Below are 21,377 nucleotides of genomic sequence, written 5' to 3'. Positions count from 1 at the left end.
GGACTTTGAGGCCACCATCGCCAGCGCTGAGGCGTGGATCTTCATCGCTTCGATCCGCCTCATGCTTCGCCGGATGGCAACCCCGCGTCATGCGTAATCCGAGTTTCGAGTCAGGCTCTAACGGAAACTCTTCGAACCGCCGGCGCCGTCTACGGCCGCTCGCGGGCCTTGAAAGGTGGCGCAAAACTTGATAGGAGAGAATTCTTGTGTAAATTCAATCAAAGGCTGCGGAGACCTTGATGGCTTACAGAAAGCGCTCGTTGCCCGAATTCTTGGATGACCCTGCAAGCAAATCGGAGGACGTGGTCTATCGGCATTCGCGTGATACGCGGGTAAAGGCCTATGTTCGCAAAGGTCAGAAGTTTATTGGCGAGGTTGAATTTCCGAAGGTCCTGTGCCTCGTTAAGGTCGTCGCCGAGCGTAAAAGCGACATTTTATTTCCGGAAACCTTCGCCGAAGCCCTGCAAATCATTAAAAGCCACACGTACGACCCGACAAAATCCGGCCTTTTCTTGCGTGGCACAGGCGGATACAGGGCGTTTGATGCCCTGATGCTCGAGGAATCGGCAATGCGCGGCTATGACGCCATCTTCGTCGAAGACGTCGCAAATCCGGCGTTCCCCGACATTCTCCTTCGCTACGGTTATCGCCTGTCACCCGGCATTTTCCCCAGCACTTCGCCGTCTTTCTGGAAGCCTCTGAGGCTGACGCATTCGCACGCCGTCGCTGCTTGATCCCGGCAACCGTGCATGACGGGCCGGGGAATGCGTGGGTGGCAAGGTCGGCCCCAGTGAGACTGTGGGTCCGCTCGCGTCCGATCCAATGGGGGGTCAACGGTTCCGCCTATCGGCTTCCCACGCGGCGGCGAAGGCCAGAGCCAGCCTCATGGCGTCAAGGCGGGCGCGGTGATGCACCGGCAAGTCCGCGAGAGCTCTTCGTGCTGCAAGGAAAGGCTGTCTGTGCTCCTTCCAGAAAATCTGGCCCCAGTCCTTCACCCTGAACGGCAGGCCCATGTCACTCGCAGGTTCCGCAAAAAGGACTTTCCAGGCAAACCCGATCATGGCCTCGGCTGCCGCACCAGACCGCCTCTACCCTTGGATCCCACTCGACTGTCTGGTGCGCGATGGTCTTGCCGGAAAGCCGGAAGCAAAAGCGCCGGAACGCCGCCCATGAATCTTGATGTGCGTCTGCCTGCACTACGACTACCGCCATTGATGCGGTTCTTTGGCCAGCTTGACCAGATTCAGGGTGCGCTCAGAAATCCCGATCTGGGCCTTGATGCCCCAATCGAAACGCAAGAAGTCTTGTTCGATACCATCGGCAAAGATCGCGCCCCCCTCATTCATTCGCGAGGTCAGGCATACACTTGTGCTCTGGCCGATCTCACCGAACGCTAACTTGTTGCCCGTTATCCGGCTCGGCCAAGGTTCACGGGCGAAATAGACCGCGCGCCTTTCATCGGGAGCAAAATCAACTTGGCGATGGGTTGCCGCCATGATCGACCGTGCCCACCCCGTCAGGCCGGTGCCGGTTGAAACGATGACGCCGGACGACGATTGAAACTCCGTCTTCCCTTCGAATGAAAGCTCATACAGCGCTGACTGGTGGGAGCGATGGCCAATGAACAGCTCGTTGAGCGCGGCCAGCGTCTGCTCGCCATCCAATTTTGCCTCCACCATAGTGAGGCGCCGCAAGTCCATATCCCCTGCGGCAACGCGCGGGAGTAGTTTCGACAAAGCTTCGGCAATCAGAGGCGTAAGGACGCCTTCCGTTCGATCCGGATCCGGCGTAACGCCGATGACGGGTTGCCCGGTCAGATACTTGGCCAAATTGGCGACTAGGCCGTCCTGGCCAATGGCAACCACAATGTCATCGGCAGTGAAGAGAAATCGATCGAGGTCGTCCCGCAGCACTTGAGCCACCGACCAATCATCAGGGACCGCCTGCTTGGCTTGATTGACCGCCTTGAGTTGCCGTTCTTTCTGGAACTCCAGTTCGGCCAAGCTTTGCCCACGTTTATCGAGGAAGAATTCGGCTTGCCCCCGGGTGGCGTGGGTCGCCAGCAGGCGGTCAAATTCCGTCCGCCGAGTGACCAGCACCACCCGGGGCGCGAGACTGGTCATCGGTTGGCCTCCGGGATGTGGGGTGCGTTGAAGAGGCCGCGCACCTGACCCATCAGTCCGGTCAGCATGTCGGGTGTCACCGTCAAATTGTCGATGCGCTCAAGCTTGGCCGCGAATTCCCGCGCGGCCAATGCCAGCAGGACTGTCGGCGGCAGCGCGGCATAGACCTCTATCCGAGCCCGTTCCATGTCGGCGCGAGCCTGGTCAATGACCCGAATGCGATCCGCTTCTGCGTCGGCATCGATCTTCATCGCCGCCGCGCGCGCCTCGGCCTCGGATCTTGCATTTTCGTCCTCGCGGGCGATCAGGTCCTTCTTACGGGTCGCAAGTTGGACCTTGTTGTTGAGCTCGTTCTCGGCGATCGCCCTCTCCTTCTCGACCGCCAACGCCCGGCGCGAGAAGGTGGCTTCATCCGCCTGTTGCTGCAGGCTCTCGAATGTCGGCGCCTGGAGGGCACGCTCCAGCTCCTTGCTGGGCGCGATATTGGCGATGTGCACGCCCACGACCTCAAGCCCCATGGCAGACAGCGTCCCGTCTTCAACGATCCCGCTCGTCACCGCAACCTGCAGAGGCGCGGCGCCGGCTTCGAGCAGCTCGCGCACCCCTTGCCGCTTCAGGTACACGTTGGTCAACTGACGGATCAGCGCGATCAGCGCGTTACCGACCTGATCGATCGGTTGCCCCACGTGCTGGCCAGTGGCCAAATCCACGGTGAAATCGATACGTTCACCCAAGGTCTCCGGGACTGCGGCACGCCAGACGATGGTGCCCTGCACGGCAATGTCCTGATAGTCGGCCGTCTGACCCCTCAACAAAAACGGCAACTCCCGATCATCCATCGGCACCTCGGCAATCGAGGCGTTGTCGGGCATGAACCAGAACGCCAGTCCGCGACCGGACCGAACCCGGCGACCTTTGTGGAACAACTGGATGTGGGCCGATGCGTCCGCCCGCAATTGCCGAATGAGCCCGTATTTTCGGATTTGCACCATTTCCAGTCTCCTTCTTCGATCATGGTTGCCTTCGCAGGATTCTCCTGGTCCGAAACACCTTGATGGTGCCCCAATGTCATGTTAGTGTCTATCTAACACGAACTAGTTAGTGTTGTCAATACACTTATTATCATGAGCTATACCTACGATTATCCGCATCCGGCCGTGACGACCGACATCGTGATTTTCACGGTCGATGAGGCGATGTTGAAAACGCTGCTCATACAGCGCGGAAGCCCCCCCTTTGAGGGAAGCTGGGCCTTGCCGGGAGGTTTCGTGCGCATCGACGAAGACGTCGATGCCTGTGCCAAGCGGGAATTGGCGGAAGAGACCGGTGTCCGCGATATCTATCTCGAGCAGCTCTACACGTTTGGCGCCGTCGGCCGCGATCCGCGCGAAAGGGTGATCAGCGTCGCTTATTTTGCCCTCGTCCCTTGTCGAGGACTTTCGTTGAAAGCGGGAACGGACGCAGCCAATGCTGCGTGGCATAGTGTCAACGCCCTGCCGGAACTGGCATTCGACCATCGGGACATCATCGCCAAAGCCCGAGAGCGCCTCACGGCGAAGATGGAATACTCGACCCTCGGACTGATGTTCATGCCGGAGGAATTCACGCTGTCCGAGGTGCAGAGCCTCTACGAAACCGTCTCCGGGCAGGAGCAGGACAAACGGAACTTCCGGAAGTGGCTACTCGCCCTCGATGTGATCGAGGAAACCGGCGCCATGAAAACAGCGGGCGCGCATCGCCCGGCGAAACTCTACAGGCTCAAGGACACGACGGGTGTCGTAATCATCCGTTGATGCATATCACCACTTGGTTCGCCATCAGTCCGCGGCGCCGCTCCGACATGAGAGGGAGGGCAGCCAGAATCTCCTCGATCAATTCATTGTCGCTTCATTGTCGCTCACGAGTTTCTCCCATCCGCCTGCCAGGCCGCGGCGAATGCGAGCGCCAAACGCACGGCATCGAGCCGGGCCCGATGATGAACGGGCAAGGCAGCAAGGGCTTCGCGTGCTGCCAGGATCGGACGGCTGTTCTCCGTCCAATAGGTTGTGAAAAGACCCTCCCAATACTTGAGGCGGAACGGCAGTCCCATGACCCCAGAGGGTTCTGCGAACAACACTTCCAGCCACCCCCGATCAGCGTTCCGGCTGTTACACCAGACAGTCCGCCCGCCCCATTCCCGTACGAGAATCTCGATGCACTCCGCAATCGACAAACCTTCCGCGAGGAGGGTCGAGCGGGCAATGCCATGCAGTGCCTCCGCCCTCGGATTCCATTCGATCGTCGAATCCACCAGCCAGCGATTGCTCGGCCGAACGAGGAAGCCATCGGATCGAAGCGCGTCTTCAGGTGTCTCAAATCCTGCGGGTAGGATGGCCCAACCGATTTCAATGGGGATCCCCGCAAATCCGGAGGCCTCGACGTCACAAAATATGAACGGTGGACCTGTCACGATTCCTCCCTCATGCATGACCATCCAGGCCGCGGGACTCAAGGAGCCGAATTCGGCGAGGCTCCGCCCTTGCCAGGAAGACGCCTCTGTTCATTCCGTGTCGTCCAGCTTTTCCTCTGCCGCGATCGATGACCTCGAAGTCCTCATCCGAAAGGTCATCGATAACAATTGCCTGACTTGCACGTGTCTACCCTCAGTCCTAACGCGAACTTCTTCATGCTGCCATCTTATCCATCCAGTTCTCCGAAATGCCGACCGGCCGTTTCCACCGGGTCGACATCGAGGCGCAGCACCGTCTGTTCGGGAAGACGCCAGAACACGGCCAGGGTCGTTGCCAGCACGCAGATTTTCTTGAGTGTCAGAGGTGCCGCCCGGCCAAGATCGTACCTTCGCAGTTGCGAGGACGTTATTGCGTGTGAGAGGTCTGGCGCCATGAACTTGACGGGGCTCGTTGAGGCGATGTTCCCATCGGTCAAGCCGCCGCGACCGAAGACTCTGCCAATCAATACATACCCGTTGATAGGATTGCCCACGTACGCGAGCGACCACTCATCCAGGTGAGCATCGAGCTCGTTGGCCATCAATACGAAACCTCCGGTAGATTGAGCGCCGGGCCCCAGCCCCAATGGAGGAGCAGCGCGCAGAGATGGAGAACGTGCTCCACCGGAGGGGCGCCTTCACCGATTTCAGCCAGGGTGTAGATCGACCTCGATCTCGTCCTCACTTTGCCGCTCGCCCTGTCGATCATGACAATAGGACTCGTTCCATAGTTCTCACGTCCACGGTTTCCGAGAAGGACGAGCGTGATCGGTTGCCCCATGACATCGAGGGCAATCATGCGCCAGTCACTGATTATACCTCGATCGTTCCCCTCGCCGATGGGGCCCGCGAGTGCGTCGATTTCCGCTTGCCTCGCGAGCCGGACGCGGCACCAGTCAGGCCGTCCGGATACGTCGGCGAGGGTCAAGCTCTGCAACTGCTCCAGCGTAAGCGATCTCATTCGTTTTCCTTCTTGCTACCTCGCGGGGAAGGAGCGGCAACCAGACGACAACTGGAGCCAGCACCGGCAACACCGCCGCGTGGGAAGATTAGGTCCGTGGCGACCTCCATTCCCGCCCCTGCGGGCTCTTCCTCTCGGCTCGACCGAGAATGGGTTGCCAATCGCTCGGTGAGGTGACCGACCAGGCCGCGGCGACCTCCACCTCCGCGGAAGGGTTCCTCGGCGTGCCCGACGGCGACAAAGCACGCAGCGCAGATGCGCATTCTGTCGACGCTGACGAGCCCTTTGGTCATGGCGGTCGCTGGTTCCAGGCGCAAACGGTTGCGCGAGATCGAACGGGGCAGGCGCACGGCCAGGCCCAGACCGTTCTCGGCGGCCAACACGACGGCTTTCGGGAAAGCCGGACGCGCGTATGGGCCGTCCCAACCATGTCACGCATGACATTGCCAAGGGCGCCAAGCGCGTTGATCTCCGGCCAGCGCCGCGCATGCCAGAGCGACCCTTCATGCGTCTGCCGCGCCGGCCGCCAAACGATGGCCAGTGGCGGAACGATCTCCGAAGGATCCGTCATCGTCAGGTCATCGGCCTTGGGAATGGCCGTCGCGCAAACGGATCGGTCCGGCGACTTGATCTCCGCCAACCATGGGCCACAGGGTTTGCCCGCGGAAATCGGCACGATCAGGTCCGCCCCCGCTGTTATGGCGCCGGGCGCCCCGAATTCGGGCAGGCGATCGCCGGTCCGCCTCATTTCTGCTCCTCCCGGGATTTCGCTTTCACCGACGCTTTCGGTTTGGTCCGATGGTGTCGCGAGAGTCGCGAGGCGTGGGAGACCACGCGTTCGAGCCACATCTGCAATCTCAGCCGCAAAACGTCGTCTTCCCGGAGCCGGTAGCTCGGGGGCCGCCGCCGGGATGAAGCCGGCAAGTTTTCCCGATCGCACCGCCCTCCGGGTCACGGCGCGTGACAGGCCGTTGGCGGCGTGAGCGGCGGCGAGCGTCAGAAAGTTTGGATTCGATGCGGCCCGCCACGAGCGAAGTCGGTGCGCAAACGCGGGTTCGCCGGGTTCGGACTCCGATGCCCCGCGTGCCCCTCCCGCCCTCTTTGCGTTCCTGTCTGCAACCATTGCCGAAGGCCATAAATAAAAAACAGACACGACGCGTACTATCGCAAGTCAACAACAGGTGTCAATATAATTTTTTCCAACTGAGTCGGCCATCAAGACAGTTATTATTTCCTATTTTTATAAAAAATGGCCGGTAACGTCGGGGACTATTTTGTGGAAAATGACTTTCTTATTGCATGTTATTAAATTATTTTTTGAATATTGCTGTCAGTTTTATTGGACTAGGGCTCGAATGTTTTTTCGATTTATCCGATGAAATATGAAAACGTCGAAATTAGCGAATAACGCCGGCCCTACCATTGGCGGCGAAAAATCGCGAATTATTCGAAAAAAAATGGTCTTTATCGGCGATTGGCCCGCACGCCAAACAGAACCGGCGCGAAATCCGGCATCGGAGCACTGAACGAAATACGCGACTGGAAATACGAAGACACGGAACCCAGGCGCGACGCGAAATATCCGCCGGCGCATTTTCTGCAATGACCCTTTTGAATAATTCGGGCAGCATTTCTCGTTGGAAATTCCCTCATCGGAAAATCCGTCACCGGGCCGGCAAGCCCCGGTCTCGCCGCAACCGAAGGACGCTGGAAACTTTTCCTATGAGGGACCTCGGACCAGCCGAGTCGCATGTCGGATGTTATGAAAACGGAGGCGCCGATTGCCCCGTGGTCTCAGGCCCTTGCGCCCGGGGCCATAATTCCGGGGCGCCGGCGGCCGACCCGGCGGTCAGAAGGTCTCGCCGGCCGTCGGCGGGCGACTCCAAGCCTGTCATAAGGGGTATCGGGCCCCCCAAGGGGCCCGAGGTTGACCCTTACCTTGAAGTCGTTCCGGCTATCGCCGTTACGGGGAAGCACAAACTGCTTTTAGGTCCACCTCAAACCGACAGGGGCTCGCCGGATCTCGCCAGCGAATGGAATCCACGGCATCCGAGCATACGGCGTCTTCAAACAGTCCCCATTTGCTGTCCGAAGTGCACACGAGGATCACCCCCTGGGGACGCCCGATGACAACCAGTTCCATCTTGGTATACGGCTCGAGGAGACCGGGATCATAGGATGTGGCCTGGCGAACCAGCTCCTGTCCGTCGAGGGCCGCCGCATCCGGATGGGTGATGGCATAACGTCGCACGGCCCGACCCAGGTCCGCCGCCGTCGCCGCGAGGGGCTGCAGTTTTTCATCGCCAAGGTCCGTGGCGCAGCCCGCCAAACCTCCCAACAAGACCACGGCAATGACCATCGAGGCCGCAACGGGCCAAAAGCCTTTAAAGAAAACCCGTTCATGTCTCATCATTCCCCCCACGCATCAAACGAGCCCTTTGCCGTTCGGCCACAGGTGAAGCCGCTTGCGCGCGTTGTCGATCCCGGTGTCGAGACTCCAGTCCCCGAAGACACGCGTGTGTTGCTCGCCGAGTTCGTCTGCGAACAGGTCATTGGCCAGCACGCCCCAGGCCTCTTCAATGTGGCCCAGGGCTTTGTCGAAGACCTGCCTGAAATTCAGGGAGGCATTTCGGTCGACCGGCTGCTCGTCTGCATTGACGGCATCACTGCCGGGGACCACCAAGTCCTCAACATATTCCAACTTGACCGTCTCGGGGTAAGCGGCGCCACCGCTCACGAGGTGGCGGCCAAAGACGGGGATCTTTTTTGAGTTCTCGGCGAAGTCGACCAATGCCAGGAAGGCGGCATGCCATTTGTCGAGCTGCTCATCTGCGGGCTTCTCGCCGTATGTTCCCTCCAAACACTGACTCCACAGTTCCTCAATGTTGTCGTCGAGATCAAAGGGGCGGCCACAGCTCCGGATTTCTCCCTTCATGTTGTCGGAGAAACTGAGATCAAGGCTCGTGATTTGCTTGTAGATCCACACATCCTGGTTCATCTCGCAGATGCGGTGATGGTCCTTATTCTCCTCGTACTTGCCCACCTTGATGTTGACAACCGGATGGATTGTCACGTCCGCGACGACGTGTGAGACGAACCCCAGAAGCCATGCAAATCGCTGTCGCCATGTCTGATCGTCAGGGGCCTCCCGTCGCTGACGGAAGATCAACTCCAGGGCTTGGCCGATCATGCTGTTGGCCTGGCCCTTGTGCATAAGGTCGGCCCAGTCGGCGTCGAGGCCGAGATACGGATAGTCGGGGCTGACGCCGCCCAGGTATGTGTAACGCCCCCAGTAGTCGAGAACGGTACCCAGTTCTCGTTCAGGGACTGATGGATTTGGCCCCATAGCCGATCTATTGCTTGCCCATCGAAGCGCGCTCCTGACGAGCGTGAGATGTGTGTATCCGCCTGCCACTTCTCTTCCTCCCAAAACTTCAAATCAGCTTCTTCGTGTTTCTTTTCTCCAGAGAATGCACGTTATAATTCTAGATTGGCACAAGCGTTCAACGTAGGGCAACGCAGCAAGCCAAGAGGCGCGCCGACGAGACGCCAATCCAAAATTGGGGGGAAGGCATGCTTACCAAATCGGACCTCCAGTCATTTCTGCAGTGTTCCAGGAAACTCTGGCTCGAGCGTCATCGGCCGGAACTGATCCCGGTCGGCAACTCATCATCCCATCGACGCGAGTTCGACGGCAACATTGTCGGTGAGAAAGCGCGCCTCCAGCTGGGGGCAGAGTTCATCTGGCCGGCCTCTCAGGGGACCCGAGAATCCGCGGCAGAGGAAGCGAAGAGACTGCTCGACGCCTCTCCCGACCGCCCCGCTGCCGAGGTGCCGATGTTGGAGGGAGGTGTCTATGCGAGAGCGGACGCGCTGGTACCGATTGGCCCTGGCTACGCCCTCAGGGAAACGAAGGCTTCCAGCTTTCCACTCAAGGGCGACAAGGTCACACCGGCCTCCCCAAAAGAACACCACCTCGAAGATATAGCCATCCAGGCATGGGTAATGACACAGGAGGGTATCCCCCTGGCCCGTGCCGAACTCAATCTCCTGAACAATCAGTGGCGATATCCAGGTGGAGATGACTATGGCGGACTGTTCCGTCAACTTGACGTTACCGCGCAAATTGCTCCCCTGATGGATCACGTACCCCAGTGGCGTGACGAAGCCGAAGGGGTGGTGGCGGCCGACGACATGCCGGTACTGACCACAGGAAGACAGTGTTCCGAGCCCTATAAATGCCCTTTCGATGTGTTTTGTGCTGAACTCGATCCAGCGGGCCCCGAACATCCGATCGAACTTCTCCCAGATGCCGCTGGCAAGAGCCTCGCTCGCAAACTCAAGGAGGCAAAAGGCTACGTCTCGATCCTTGAGCCCGCCCCAGAGGAGTTGACTGGAAAGCAAGCTGATCTATATCGCCGCATCCAGGAGGCCCACCGAACCGGAAAGGGCATTCTGGTCCCCGGCAGCACCGAACGCATGGCCGAACTTCCTTACCCGCGCTATTTCTTCGATTTCGAGGGGATCGATTTGCCTGTCCCTCGGTGGCCGGGAACACGGCCGTACGAGCAAATCGCCTTCCAATGGTCCTGCCATATCGAACGCGTCCTCGGGGAATTTGAGCACGCCGAATTTCTGGACCTTTCCGGAAACGATCCGTCTCTGGCCTGTATCCAACGCATGATGGAGACAATCGACCCCGATGATGGGGGGCCGATCCTGGTGTATCACGCGACCTATGAAAAAGGTCGCCTTGCGGAGCTTGCCGATCGCCACCCCAAGTTTGCGCCCGTGCTTCAGACCTACATCGATCGGGCGGTCGATCTCCTCCCCTTGGTGAAGGAGTTCTTCTACCATCCAGCCATGCACGGTTCATTCTCGATCAAGAAGGTCCTGCCCGTCGTAGCACCTGACCTAGACTACGAGGAGTTGGACGAAGTTCAGGAAGGAACCGGTGCTCAAGTCGCCTATATCGAGGCGGCGCTCAACCCGAATACATCGCCCGAAAGGCGCGCCGAGATCGAACAGAAGCTCAAGACTTACTGCTGCCAAGACACGTGGGCGATGGTGGAGGTAGCGTACTTCCTTGCTCAAGCCGGGCGACCTGTTCGACCTAACGAAATGTGAGTGACTTGCTCCCGCTAGGTTCCCGTAGTTGATATGAGAATTCATCAGCAAGAGATGGACGATGAGGAAGATCAGGTCAGGGGCCGGGAGCAGACTGGCGGCTTTCTGGAAGGAATGCGAAAATACAGGCCCCATCAGGCCTATATGACCGGCCACTAAAGGAGAAAGATCTGTGCCACGAAAACTAACTGGATCTGATGGACGATCGGTAACTATTCCGGATGGCGCACGAGGCTTGCAAGGCAGCGACGGGCACATGGTCGTAATTCGACCTGGCGCCCGCGGCCTTCAGGGATCCGACGGGAGAATGGTAGAAATCCCAGCTGGTTGGCGAGGACTGCAAGGATCGGACGGCAGGATGATCGCAATTCCTCCTGGTGGGCGCGCCCTGCAAGGCTCAGATGGACGAATGGCAGCTATTCCCGCTGGCGCTCGTGGTCTGCAGGGTAATGACGGAAGAATGGTCGCAATCCCATCGGGATATCGTGGTCTTCAGGGACCAGACGGCAGGATGGTTGCGATCGCGCCTGGGAAACGCGGCGTGTCAGATGCAAAAGGCCGTATGCGCAACAAGCCTTAACTCTGGGCAGCTGTGCTTGAGTGCAAACGGGGCCCAAACCAGCCCGGAAAGTTCTGGAGCGCGACGATGGTATAGCTGTCGTTCGCCAACGCTCGAAATTACGGTGGTGCCATCCCTACAATTCAAATATGGGGCCTAGCGCTGGACAACGGGCTAGAGGCTGTATTGGGGAGGAAAGCATGAAGATTGGCAAGGTCAAGATCACTAACTTCAAGTGTTATGAGGAGACCTTCACCCTCGCCTTGAACGACGGCCTCAACGTGATCGTAGGTGCCAATGAGTCCGGGAAGACCACGATCCTGGAGGCGATTCATCTGGCGCTGACAGGAATGCTGCACGGCCGCCTGTTGAAAAGCGACCTTACGAGCTATCTCTTCAATCTGGCAGCTCAGAACAAATACGTGCAGAGCCTAGACACAGCATCCCCGCTCCCTCCACCAGCGATCACCATCGAGCTGTTCTTCTCGGGGGCCTCAAACGAACTGGCGGAGCTAGAGGGCGACGGAAACTCGGAGAAGGTCAAGGGCAGCGGCGTCGTCTACAAGATCGAGTTCGACGAGGAGAATTACAAAGGGCCGTATGAGGAGCTGGTGAAAGCCGGCGCGCTCAGCGCCATCCCGGTCGAGTACTACACCACGACCATGCGTTCGTTCGCGCGCAAGGGCATCACCGCCCGCAATATCCCCATAAAGTCCGCGCTGATCGATTCCTCCAGCACCCGGCTACAGAACGGGTCTGACGTCTACGTCTCCCGGATCATCCGCGACGTGCTAGAAGAGAAGGAGCGCGCGGCCATTTCCCAGGCCCACCGAAAGCTCAAGGAGGCTTTCGTGGCGGACCCGAACCTCAAGCTAATCAACGAGCGGATCACCCAGGCCGCCAAGATCAGCCAGAAAGCGGTCAGCATCTCAGTTGATCTGTCGTCCCAAACCGCCTGGGAAAGCAGCCTGATGACCTATATCGACCTTATCCCCTTCCAATACATCGGCAAGGGAGAACAGTGTGTGATCAAGACCAAACTGGCCCTCAGCGCCAAGAAGAACGCCGAGGCGGCGGCGATTCTGATGGAGGAGCCGGAGAACCACTTGTCGCACGCGCGGCTGAACGGGTTGATCGCCGACCTTACCGACCAGCACGGGCAAAAGCAGATCATCATTTCGACGCACAGCAGCTTCGTGGCCAATAAGCTCGGCCTCGACCACCTGATCGTACTGCGTGACGGTGAGGTGGCGCGCATCTCGGAACTGGAAGCCAGCGACTTCTTTAAGAAGCTGGCGGGTTACGACACTCTGCGCTTGGCGCTCGCCGCCAAGGCAATCCTTGTGGAGGGCGATTCCGACGAGCTGGTCGTTCAGCGCGCCTATAGGGATGCCAACGAGGGCAGACTTCCCATCCAAGACGGCATTGACGTCATCTCCGTAGGCACGGCCTTCCTGCGCTTCCTTGAACTAGCCAACGCCCTGAAAATCCCGGTCGCCGTAGTCACCGACAATGATGGCGACACCGCCGCCGTCGAAAAAAAGTACGCGGCCTTCAAGGACTCCGACACCGTAAGAATCTGTTTTGATTCCGTCGTGGACACCGGGCTCCTGATGATCAAGAACAAGCCCTTCAACTACAATACGCTGGAGCCAAAGCTCCTTAAGGTGAACGACCGCGCGACCCTGAACACCATCCTCGGGACGTCGGCAAAGACAGACGACGAACTTCGCATTCACATGCGCGCCAACAAGACCGAAAGCGCCTTAGCCATCTTCAATTCTGCGGCCGCGATCACCTATCCTGATTACATCCAAAAGGCCATTGCACCGTGATCGGCGATAACAAACTCGTCATCGCCGCCGCCGGCTCGGGCAAGACCACCTACCTCGTCGAGGAGGCTGTGAAGATCAACGACGAGCGAGTGCTGATCGCGACCTATACGGAGTCAAACGAAGCCGAGATTCGCCAGAAGTTCTTTGATCTGGTCGGCCATGTGCCAGCGAACGTGGTGATTATGACGTGGTTCAGCTTCCTGATCACCCACGGCGTCAAGCCGTTTCAGGGCGGCCTATTCGAGTTCCCGGTCTCAGGCATGGTGCTGGTCACGACACAGTCTGGCCTGAAGTTCCTGAACTGCCAAGGTCGTCACCCCGTCTTCTGGTCCGAGAATGACGTCGATAAGCACTATTTCGACCCGTTTCGGCGGGTCTATTCCGACAAGCTTCCCAAGCTGGCGATTCGCTGCAACGAAAAGAGCGACGGCGCCGTGATCGACCGGATCAGCCGCATCTTCCCGCACGTCTTCATAGACGAGGTACAGGATCTGGCGGGCTACGATCTCGACATCCTGGCGGCGCTCGCCCGCAGCTCCGTTCGCCTGCTCATGGTCGGCGATCCGCGACAGGTGACCTACCTTACGCACCATGAGCAGCGCTACAAGAAGTACGCCGATGGTGGCATCGCTGACTTCTTGCGCAATGAGCTTCCCAAAAAGGTGACGGTCGACATCGACGAGACAACCTTGAACCGGTCGCACCGCAACAGCGCAGTCATTTGCGCAGTGTCATCGCGACTGTTCCCGGCCCTGCCCGCCAGTCTGCCCTGTGAATGTGTCCAGTGTCGCAATGGATCGGCGGCGGGGACTAGCGCCTTTATCCTTCAGATGGCCGACTACGCCCAATATATAGCGACGGTCGGGCCGATGCAGCTACGCGACAAAATCACCAGCCCCGGCGTAGATGACCGATCACCCGCCATGAACTTTGGGGAGTCAAAGGGTCGAGGCTTCGACCATGTAGTCATCCTGCCCACCGATCCCATGCGAAGGTGGCTCTCCAACCCCGCGACTGACCTGAAGCCCCAGAGCCGGGCGAAGTTCTACGTTGCCCTGACGCGCGCTCGCCACAGCGTGGCGATTGCGATGGATTGGGGGGCCGCGCCGCTGCCCGCGGGATTCTCGCTCTACAAGCGTGCGGCGACGGTGTGACATCGGTGCCGGCGGGCAGATGGCTGGTACAGGGAACGGCGACGGGCATCCTGAATGACGAGAAGGGGCCGTAAGTCGTCTGTCTGCTCTGTGCGCAGAGCCGCGCAATCTACAACAGATCTGCTTTGGCCCGGGCCTCCCAATAGGGAAGCGCATCATCGAAATGCAGAAGTGAAATCGTAAAATCGTACTGATCCGAATAGAGCACAAATTCCTTGCAAGGCTCGTTCCGCCAGACGCCGGAATCGTGTTCGGCCTCTCCCGCGTGGCCTATCACGGAGTTCTTTTGCGCCGCCAATGATAGCGGGGGGATTTCAACGGGCGGTCGGTTCCTCGTCCTATAGAGCAGCCCGGTTTTCATGGCGGCGGAACTGGAACGAGCCCAAAGAATGAACCCGTCTCTGGAGACTACAAGAACCGATCTCCTCTCCGTGTACTGAAGCCACCGAAGTATGGCAGCAATGAGGGATACCTGATACCGATCCCCACAGCTCCCAAGATCATCCAGGCTTGGTCTCAACCTGACGCCGATCTGCTCCCGGAAATCATCGAGAGGCATAAGGAGATTGGCGGCAAAGACGTTGGCCTGTTGTTCGATCTGAGCATATTCCGATTCCCAGCTTGCCATGTCCTCGTTGCTGCACTGGAAGCCTTTCGGGTAGGCTTTCCTGTGCAACAGGTAGTGGCCGAATTCATGGCCTAGGGTGAAATTGATCCGCCCCTTCGAGGTAAAACCATTGTTGTAAAAAATGCCCCACCCGACCTTCCCTGGTGGTGCCGGCGACAGAGAACCTTCAAAGCCTGGCAATACGTCACCGCGGACTACCGTGATCGGGTCGTCCGGAAACTTGATCTGTGAGATCTCTTTGGCCACCACCTGGATGTTGACGGGAATGCGTTCAGCGCCGAGTACCGTCCGCAAGATAATGGAGATATCGTTGGCCCATCGCGTTGGCGACAGCGTTTCCGTCATTCTTCCTCCCAGATGTCAACCATCTTGCGGATCCTCTTTTTCACGTCAGGATCCATCTGCCGGTACTTCCGGAAAAACATTTCATCGGTCGCATCGGTTTCGGTAACCCGTTCCTCCTGGTCGAGCAAATACTCCATGGTCACGCCAAGCTGCGTGGCGATCTTCGATAATTTCTCCGCCGAAGGACGGGGTGGGTTCTTGTTCTCCAGCTCCCAGATGTAGCTTTTGCTGGAGTCGGCCAGATCGGCGAGCTGCTCCAGCGTGAGCCCTTTCTCCTTCCGCAGCTTCTGGATCTTTTCCCCGAGTGCCGTCGTCATGGCTAGCTTCCTTCTTTGGTCGAAAAAGTTCGGTACTATGAACAATATGGTGTTGACTTCCGGAAATCAATGCCCCATATTGTTCATAGTAGCGAACTTTTTTTCCACAAAACGATGGCGGATCGCAGATTTTGATGCCACATAATCATAGGCCACAGCATGTAGTCCCGACGAGCAGCGGGGGATGGGCCGTGAGCCGACGTGACGCAAAACGCTCACCGACCCAGCCACTGACTGAGGCAACGCCAGGAGTAACGCCATGAATAACCTTGATCCTTTCCAGCAGACAAATACCCTCGATGAAGTGCTTCTTGATATCGCGGCGCTGATCGAATTGAGCCCCCGTGACCGTCGTGTCGCGGAAAACCGTTACCGCCTTCTCAAACAACACGTCGAACGCAAGGCCAGCCCTCTCGCACCGTATCTCGTGGATGGAGTCAGCCTGATCTACGCGCAGGGTTCGATTGCCACGAGCACGACGATCGTCAGCGGCACCGACGACGATCGCTTTGATGTCGACGCAATCATTGAGATCGATGTGCCGGCGCATTGGAATAACGACCAGGCGCTTGATCTTCTTGAAGAGTCTCTGCAGGGCTTTCCAGGCGTCGAGAATATCGAACGTTGTACGCGCTGCGTCCAACTTCAGTTCCCGTTCATGCACATGGACGTCGCCATTATGGACCGCCGCGCTCGGATCGCCGTTGAACGAGCCGGCGATATTTTCCATTCCCCAGATACCGGGGAGTCTAAGCGCGTGCCATCCAATCCCTGGGGGTTCACGGCTTGGTTCCGGGGTAAGGTCGGTGTCGGGCAGGAATCTTTTGCGGAAGTCCTCAGCCTTCACCGCGCGGCGGCGGGACGGGACCGGCTGTCGGTGCTTGATGAAAATGAAGGCCTCGTTATCGCTGCCGAGGCGCAGCAGGTAGATCTTCCCCCGATGATCCCCAGCGCGGTCGACACGCAAGAGGCCGTCGCGCTCAAGCTTCTCAAGCGTTTCCTTAATTTGCGCTATGAGGACCTTCCGGAGAAGCGGCCGCCTTCGATCTATCTGACTAAGAGGGCTGGAGATGTCGGTTACGTCCGCCAGGGCCTAACGACGCAACTCTACGCACTCGCGGATTCAACGGCGAAGATCATGCGCAACCATATCGCGTCAGGTACGCGCCCCCACGAGTTGAACCCCTCTTACCATCCGGACCTCATCAATGACCGTTGGCCGGCTGCCGGCACGGTGGGCGTCAAGGACATGAAGGTGTTCGCGGAGCAGCTTGAATATTTAACCGCTCGCCTCGGTGAGATGGCAAACGCGCGGCTTGACGTAATGGCCAAGGTCATCGACGAATTGTTCGGTGAGCGCGTCGGGAAGGAACAGCGCGCCGTGATGGTCGCCCGATACGACCGGCGTCGGGAGCCGAACCGGCTGTTTGCCGCGCCGCGGAGCGGCGCCATCGCCGCACCGGCTATCGTGGCGGCGCCGCAGACGTACCACGAAGTTCCAATCCATAATTTTCACTCCATGATCCTTTCTCGGTGGCGAAAATGAGGATTGAGCCCGCGAAACGACGTTCGTCCAAAGTGCAACTGGCGGCGATGCGCCGCCAGTGGCCGGATTTTGTTGGCCGTCGCCTCAACGACGGAACACTCATTTGGCACGGATCACTGCGGCCGAAGGCGCAGGCCTATAGAATCGGCATATTATGGCATCCCACAATGCCCCTGCCTTACGTCATCGTGTCTGATCCACCACTACAGCCGCGCCCAGGTATGGCCTTCGCAGAAATTCCCCACCTCATTTATGACGCCGACGAACCGAAACAGTCCGGTCTTTGCCTTTTCGATCCTGCAGGTCGCGAGTGGTCGCCGGCCGACCTGATCGCCGACACCACAGTGTGGTGGGCCGCCGAATGGCTGACCTACTATGAACTGTGGCACATGACAGGCAAATGGCTCGCGCCGAGCGTGGGCTATGAGAGTGTCGCGCAGATGATGAGCGCGGAGGTGGAGGCTGCCATGGCGGTACTTGACGATGTTCACTGACCGTCGCGCCAATAGCTTGGGCACGCGTCGGCGTAAGCAGCCCTGGCCCGCCGATCGGCCATTTAAAATCCTATCGCTCGACGGCGGAGGTATTAGAGGCGCGTATACCGCTGAATTGATGCGCCTTTGCGAGGAGCATTTCGGCAAGCCAGCCGCGTCGGTTTTCGACATGATCGCCGGCACTTCGACCGGCGGAATCATCGCACTGGGGCTTGGTCTTGGCATATCCGCTGCCGAAATCTACGAATTCTACCGCGATGACGGGCGGAAGATATTTCCGCCGTTGCCAAGCCGAAAACTCGCGTTCTTTTGGAGATGGGTGCGCTCTGTGTATAGCCCTTGCCTCAAACATGAGGAACTGGAGAGCGCCCTCCAGCGGCGTTTTGGGGAGCATCTTCTGGGCGAGTCGACTTGTCGTCTCGTAGTTCCCGCCTTCATGATGCCAGAGACCGAGATCGCCGTTTTTAAAACCGACCATCATGAGGATTTCCTCAACGACCACGCCACACCGATGTGGAAAGTAGCGCGCGCCACTTCGGCGGCCCCGACTTATCTCAGAGGTCTGGAACATGAGGAAAGTGGCCGCATATTCCTCGACGGCGGAGTCTGGGCCAACAATCCGGCTATGGTTGCGTTGGTTGACGCGCTGACGGACTACGAAATCAGCCCAGACCAAGTGGAAATTTTGAGTATTGGCACGGGCAACGCACCTTTTTCCCTCAACAGGGACGACGTTATGAGCGGCTTGTTCGCTTGGCGCGAAGCCATCAAGGCTGCGATGTTCCTGACGACCGACAATGCGACCGCGCAGGCCAAGCTGCTGCTCGGTCCCGAGCACTGTTTACGGATAGAGCCGACACGGGACGACGCCGCGATCGAGATGGACGATTACGATGCGGCGTTTGCCTCTCTTCCGAAGCTGGCCGCTATGCATTTTGCTTCCTACCAAGCCGACATTGCGCCGTTCTATGAGCAAGTCGTCGCGCAACGCGAACGGCACCGCACCAAGGCGCCAGACCGGGACTAAGAGCGGCAAAGCGATCAGCGTTCCGACCTCGATTCCACTATTTCCGAAGTCCGACACTGGAGGCGACGAGGTCCCAGCGTGGCGACGACTGGCTCCTTTAACGCCCCAACCACGCGGATAGTCGCATTTAATGAGGCCAGTCGCATTAATTGGGTCACCCTACACAAATTCAGCGGCTTTTGCGGTCTGAGTGACCTGCTACCAAACCGCAATGAGCGGCCGCCTGAAACCGTTTAAAAATCAGAATATCGAGGAAATTCGCCAATTTGATCTCAGGCCGGGTCCGAAGAATGTGCAAGACTCCCACCTCTGCTGCGAACCCTTATCTGATTCCGGACTAACCGTGCCGCCAACCATCCCCATAACCGATCCTGACGACCCCCGCATTGCCGCCTACCGCCACGTGCGCGAGCCCGATCTGGTATACCGGACCGGCCGGTTCATAGCCGAGGGCGAGGTGGTGCTGCGCATCCTGCTGACCGCGAGCCGGCATGGTGCCGAATCCCTGCTGATTGCCGACAAGCGGCTGGCCGCGCTGGCGCCGCTGCTGGCCCGCGTGCCCGAAGACGTTCCGATTTATGTCGCCGGCCAGAAGGTGCTCGACACCGTCGCCGGCTTTCCCCTTCATCGCGGCATCCTGGCTCTCGGCCGCCGGGCGCCGATGCCGTCGGCGGAGGAGCTGTTGGCGGGGCTGGGGCCGCGAGCGTTGGTGGCGGCTCTGATCGGCATCGGCAATCATGACAATGTCGGCGGCATCTTCCGCAATGCCGCCGCCTTCGGGGCAGACGCGGTAATCCTTGATGCCGAAAGCTGCGATCCGCTGTATCGGAAAGCGATCCGCGTTTCCGTTGGGGCCAGCCTGATGGTTCCCTTCGCCCGCCTGGGGCGCGGCACGGATGTTGTCGCCCTGCTGGCCGGGCAGGGTTTCGAGCCGGTGGCGTTCAGCCCGGCGGGAAACATCCCGCTGGCCCGACTAGCCCGTCCGCCCCGGAGCGCCATCTTGCTGGGCGCCGAAGGGCCGGGCTTGCCCGCTGAAATGCTGGCTCGGGCCCGGACGGTCCGTATCCCGATAGCCGACGGCTTCGACTCCCTCAACGTCGCCACTGCCAGCGGCATCGTCCTTCACCATCTGGCCGATTTGGCGCAGGAGGAATGAAGTTCGCCCCATTCACGGCCTATTCCCACGGAGGAACAATGAGCGAACCTTGAGCCCGACAAAAAAAGGCCGGGAACGGTCTTTGTCGTGTTCCCGACCTCGATTTCACTTTATGCGAAAAAAATTCACGTATTCCGGAGTCCGACAACTACATGCTCCCGCCCCCAGCAGGACTCGAACCTGCAACCAAACCATTATGAGCGGCCAACTTTAACCAATTGAAGCTCCTATCCGGCCCCCTTGGAGCCGGCCCCCACCTCTTTCGCGTAGCCTAGTCCGGTCGCCTCCATGCTGGCCCGCATCCTGCCGTCGAACAGCCCGGCCGTCGGAAAGTTCCGGCCCGCTGAAAACCCCATTCCTTCAACTCTTGAAGAAACATGAGGGCATCGGGCGAAGACATTTTGAAGAAAATTTCCAACTATCCACGAAAAGAAGGGACCGGAAGAGGATGCCGACCGGAGTGTGGGGGCGCGGGCCAGCCGGACGGGGTGCTGCTTTGTTGAGAAGGACGCGAATATCGCGCCGCCAATAATTTAGAGGCACCGTCGAATGACCATTCAACAGATGATATTTCTGCCACAGCCACAAAGGGTGAAAGGGCGCCGGCCAACGTCACATCGAGGTATCAGCTGCCTTCCTCTTCCAGCACGCTCTCAACGACCTCGGGATGCTTCGCGATCACCTGCAACAGGATCCGCGATGCAGTATCAGGCTCGCTGCGCCGCTGCTCCCAATTCCGGATAGTTGAGACGTCGAGCCCGTAGCGGATCGCAAACTCTTCCTGGGTGTCCCTTCGCCGCTCGCGTAGCTGTCTCAACATCTGGCTTACGTGGCGCGGGGCGGTTCTCTTGTGAACAGAAACTCCCAGGGCCTGGAATTTCTTCGCGAGCTCGTTAAAAGGTTCGGCCGCGGTCAGCAGAACCGGAACGTCTTCATCTTTCGTCAGCCTGGCCAGAATGGCATGGGCTTTCGACAACCTAAGGCCGTTCCATACCAGCGTCCTGACGACATCCACTGGCCGATCAAGGGGTGCTCTTCGCGACAAGACCACGGCGACGGACGAACCGGACGGGTTTTGGGGCATGGCCAGGACGGCATCCGGTTGTTCGAACGCCTCCATGAACAACGATTTCTTCAACATCCCAATCCTCCATTGCCACCTGCGCCAAAGCGTTCAGTCCGTCACGGCCAATCTTGCCGGAGCCACTATCACCATGAATGTGAAACTCGGAGAAGCGAATCCTACGGCCAGGCAAAACCTCAACTCTTGTAACCACGTCGATCTTGCCAATCTTCTTTCCTCGCTTCCGCACCAACGCGTAGAACACGAAACTGGGTGGCTCGTCATCCTCGAAGCTTTCGTCTTTCCCTTCGAGGACCAGTTCGATTTCCCAGTCACCATACATATACGCAAGTTGCGTAGCTTCGTCAAGGTCGCCACTCACCCCGCACCCCCCATTTCAGATCCGACGTCCTGGACAGGTCGGCTATTCAACATACGCAGACATCACGGCGAACGATAGATGTCTGGGGCAGCCCCATGGCGACTGCTATACCACGTTGAGAGCGGGCCGATGCCTTCGGGCGGACCGCCTCGTTACCGGCTAGAAAGCCCGG

General features: G+C 58.8%; 21 protein-coding genes. 10 read left to right on the top strand and 11 right to left on the bottom strand.

From position 1 onward, the window contains the following. The first annotated feature begins 239 nt into the window (after window positions 1-239). Window positions 240-734, top strand: a complete 495-nt coding sequence (locus ODR01_RS23255) for a hypothetical protein (RefSeq protein ID WP_316980104.1) — start codon at window positions 240-242, stop codon at window positions 732-734. 468 nt (window positions 735-1,202) lie between these two features. Here the strand turns inward: ODR01_RS23255 and ODR01_RS23250 are convergent, their stop codons facing one another. Both ODR01_RS23250 and ODR01_RS23245 read right to left on the bottom strand, forming a co-directional pair. Beyond that, window positions 1,203-2,123: a diacylglycerol kinase catalytic domain-containing protein gene (locus ODR01_RS23250; RefSeq protein ID WP_316980103.1), complete on the bottom strand. Its 921-nt coding sequence runs from the start codon at window positions 2,121-2,123 to the stop codon at window positions 1,203-1,205. Next, a complete protein-coding gene (locus tag ODR01_RS23245) occupies window positions 2,120-3,115 on the bottom strand; it encodes an SPFH domain-containing protein (RefSeq protein ID WP_316980102.1) in 996 nt (331 codons plus the stop codon). The genes ODR01_RS23250 and ODR01_RS23245 overlap by 4 nt, the downstream gene beginning before the upstream one ends. Before the next feature lie 132 nt (window positions 3,116-3,247). Between ODR01_RS23245 and ODR01_RS23240 the strand changes: the two genes are divergently transcribed. Then, entirely contained in the window at window positions 3,248-3,916 is a 669-nt protein-coding gene (locus ODR01_RS23240; protein ID WP_316980101.1) for an NUDIX hydrolase, read from the top strand. Window positions 3,917-4,020: 104 nt separating this feature from the next. Here ODR01_RS23240 and ODR01_RS23235 read toward each other — a convergent pair whose 3' ends face one another. From ODR01_RS23235 to ODR01_RS23215, 5 genes are all read right to left on the bottom strand, one after another. Further along, complete coding sequence (locus ODR01_RS23235; protein ID WP_316980100.1) at window positions 4,021-4,596, bottom strand: hypothetical protein; 576 nt, start codon at window positions 4,594-4,596, stop codon at window positions 4,021-4,023. A 203-nt stretch (window positions 4,597-4,799) separates the two neighbouring features. Continuing rightward, window positions 4,800-5,153, bottom strand: a complete 354-nt coding sequence (locus tag ODR01_RS23230) for a hypothetical protein (RefSeq protein ID WP_316980099.1) — start codon at window positions 5,151-5,153, stop codon at window positions 4,800-4,802. Then, window positions 5,153-5,572 carry a hypothetical protein gene (locus tag ODR01_RS23225; RefSeq protein ID WP_316980098.1) on the bottom strand — a complete coding sequence of 140 codons (420 nt, stop codon included), beginning with the start codon at window positions 5,570-5,572 and terminating at the stop codon, window positions 5,153-5,155. The genes ODR01_RS23230 and ODR01_RS23225 overlap by 1 nt, the downstream gene beginning before the upstream one ends. Window positions 5,573-7,535: 1,963 nt before the next feature. Further along, window positions 7,536-7,985 carry a hypothetical protein gene (locus tag ODR01_RS23220; protein WP_316980097.1) on the bottom strand — a complete coding sequence of 150 codons (450 nt, stop codon included), beginning with the start codon at window positions 7,983-7,985 and terminating at the stop codon, window positions 7,536-7,538. Window positions 7,986-7,997: 12 nt separating this feature from the next. Next, window positions 7,998-8,987: a zinc dependent phospholipase C family protein gene (locus ODR01_RS23215; RefSeq protein ID WP_316980096.1), complete on the bottom strand. Its 990-nt coding sequence runs from the start codon at window positions 8,985-8,987 to the stop codon at window positions 7,998-8,000. A gap of 158 nt (window positions 8,988-9,145) precedes the next feature. Between ODR01_RS23215 and ODR01_RS23210 the strand changes: the two genes are divergently transcribed. The 3 genes from ODR01_RS23210 to ODR01_RS23200 all read left to right on the top strand — a co-directional run bounded on the left by ODR01_RS23210 (window position 9,146) and on the right by ODR01_RS23200 (window position 14,247). Continuing rightward, complete coding sequence (locus tag ODR01_RS23210) at window positions 9,146-10,699, top strand: DUF2779 domain-containing protein (RefSeq protein WP_316980095.1); 1,554 nt, start codon at window positions 9,146-9,148, stop codon at window positions 10,697-10,699. 759 nt (window positions 10,700-11,458) lie between these two features. After that, entirely contained in the window at window positions 11,459-13,093 is a 1,635-nt protein-coding gene (locus tag ODR01_RS23205) for an ATP-dependent nuclease (RefSeq protein WP_316980094.1), read from the top strand. After that, a complete protein-coding gene (locus ODR01_RS23200; RefSeq protein WP_316980093.1) occupies window positions 13,090-14,247 on the top strand; it encodes a UvrD-helicase domain-containing protein in 1,158 nt (385 codons plus the stop codon). The genes ODR01_RS23205 and ODR01_RS23200 overlap by 4 nt, the downstream gene beginning before the upstream one ends. Window positions 14,248-14,356: 109 nt before the next feature. Here the strand turns inward: ODR01_RS23200 and ODR01_RS23195 are convergent, their stop codons facing one another. Together ODR01_RS23195 and ODR01_RS23190 are read right to left on the bottom strand one after the other, a co-directional pair. Continuing rightward, window positions 14,357-15,220 carry an ImmA/IrrE family metallo-endopeptidase gene (locus ODR01_RS23195; RefSeq protein ID WP_316980092.1) on the bottom strand — a complete coding sequence of 288 codons (864 nt, stop codon included), beginning with the start codon at window positions 15,218-15,220 and terminating at the stop codon, window positions 14,357-14,359. Beyond that, window positions 15,217-15,537, bottom strand: coding sequence for a helix-turn-helix domain-containing protein (locus ODR01_RS23190; protein WP_316980091.1), 321 nt, complete (start codon window positions 15,535-15,537; stop codon window positions 15,217-15,219). The genes ODR01_RS23195 and ODR01_RS23190 overlap by 4 nt, the downstream gene beginning before the upstream one ends. Window positions 15,538-15,796: 259 nt before the next feature. Between ODR01_RS23190 and ODR01_RS23185 the strand changes: the two genes are divergently transcribed. From ODR01_RS23185 to ODR01_RS23170, 4 genes are all read left to right on the top strand, one after another. Further along, window positions 15,797-17,083 (top strand): nucleotidyltransferase domain-containing protein, encoded by a 1,287-nt coding sequence (locus tag ODR01_RS23185; RefSeq protein WP_316980090.1) that lies wholly within the window; start codon window positions 15,797-15,799, stop codon window positions 17,081-17,083. Further along, window positions 17,080-17,577: a hypothetical protein gene (locus tag ODR01_RS23180; RefSeq protein WP_316980089.1), complete on the top strand. Its 498-nt coding sequence runs from the start codon at window positions 17,080-17,082 to the stop codon at window positions 17,575-17,577. Before ODR01_RS23185 ends, ODR01_RS23180 begins: the two co-directional genes overlap by 4 nt. Then, window positions 17,567-18,604, top strand: coding sequence for a CBASS cGAMP-activated phospholipase (locus ODR01_RS23175; RefSeq protein WP_316980088.1), 1,038 nt, complete (start codon window positions 17,567-17,569; stop codon window positions 18,602-18,604). Before ODR01_RS23180 ends, ODR01_RS23175 begins: the two co-directional genes overlap by 11 nt. Before the next feature lie 343 nt (window positions 18,605-18,947). Beyond that, window positions 18,948-19,760 carry a TrmH family RNA methyltransferase gene (locus ODR01_RS23170; protein ID WP_316980087.1) on the top strand — a complete coding sequence of 271 codons (813 nt, stop codon included), beginning with the start codon at window positions 18,948-18,950 and terminating at the stop codon, window positions 19,758-19,760. Window positions 19,761-19,987: 227 nt separating this feature from the next. On the opposite strand, the gene ODR01_RS23165 is transcribed toward ODR01_RS23170, so the two are convergent. Beyond that, window positions 19,988-20,182 carry a phosphoenolpyruvate hydrolase family protein gene (locus tag ODR01_RS23165; protein WP_316980105.1) on the bottom strand — a complete coding sequence of 65 codons (195 nt, stop codon included), beginning with the start codon at window positions 20,180-20,182 and terminating at the stop codon, window positions 19,988-19,990. 203 nt (window positions 20,183-20,385) lie between these two features. Continuing rightward, a complete protein-coding gene (locus tag ODR01_RS23160) occupies window positions 20,386-20,901 on the bottom strand; it encodes a helix-turn-helix domain-containing protein (RefSeq protein ID WP_316980086.1) in 516 nt (171 codons plus the stop codon). Between ODR01_RS23160 and ODR01_RS23155 the strand changes: the two genes are divergently transcribed. Continuing rightward, a complete protein-coding gene (locus ODR01_RS23155; RefSeq protein WP_316980085.1) occupies window positions 20,879-21,283 on the top strand; it encodes a hypothetical protein in 405 nt (134 codons plus the stop codon). The genes ODR01_RS23160 and ODR01_RS23155 overlap by 23 nt on opposite strands. Window positions 21,284-21,377: the final 94 nt, after the last annotated feature.

The sequence above is a fragment of the Shumkonia mesophila genome (assembly GCF_026163695.1).
GTDB lineage: Bacteria > Pseudomonadota > Alphaproteobacteria > Rhodospirillales > Shumkoniaceae > Shumkonia > Shumkonia mesophila.
The sequence above is the reverse complement of the archived record's forward strand: the minus strand, read 5'-3'. Positions and strand labels throughout refer to the sequence as shown.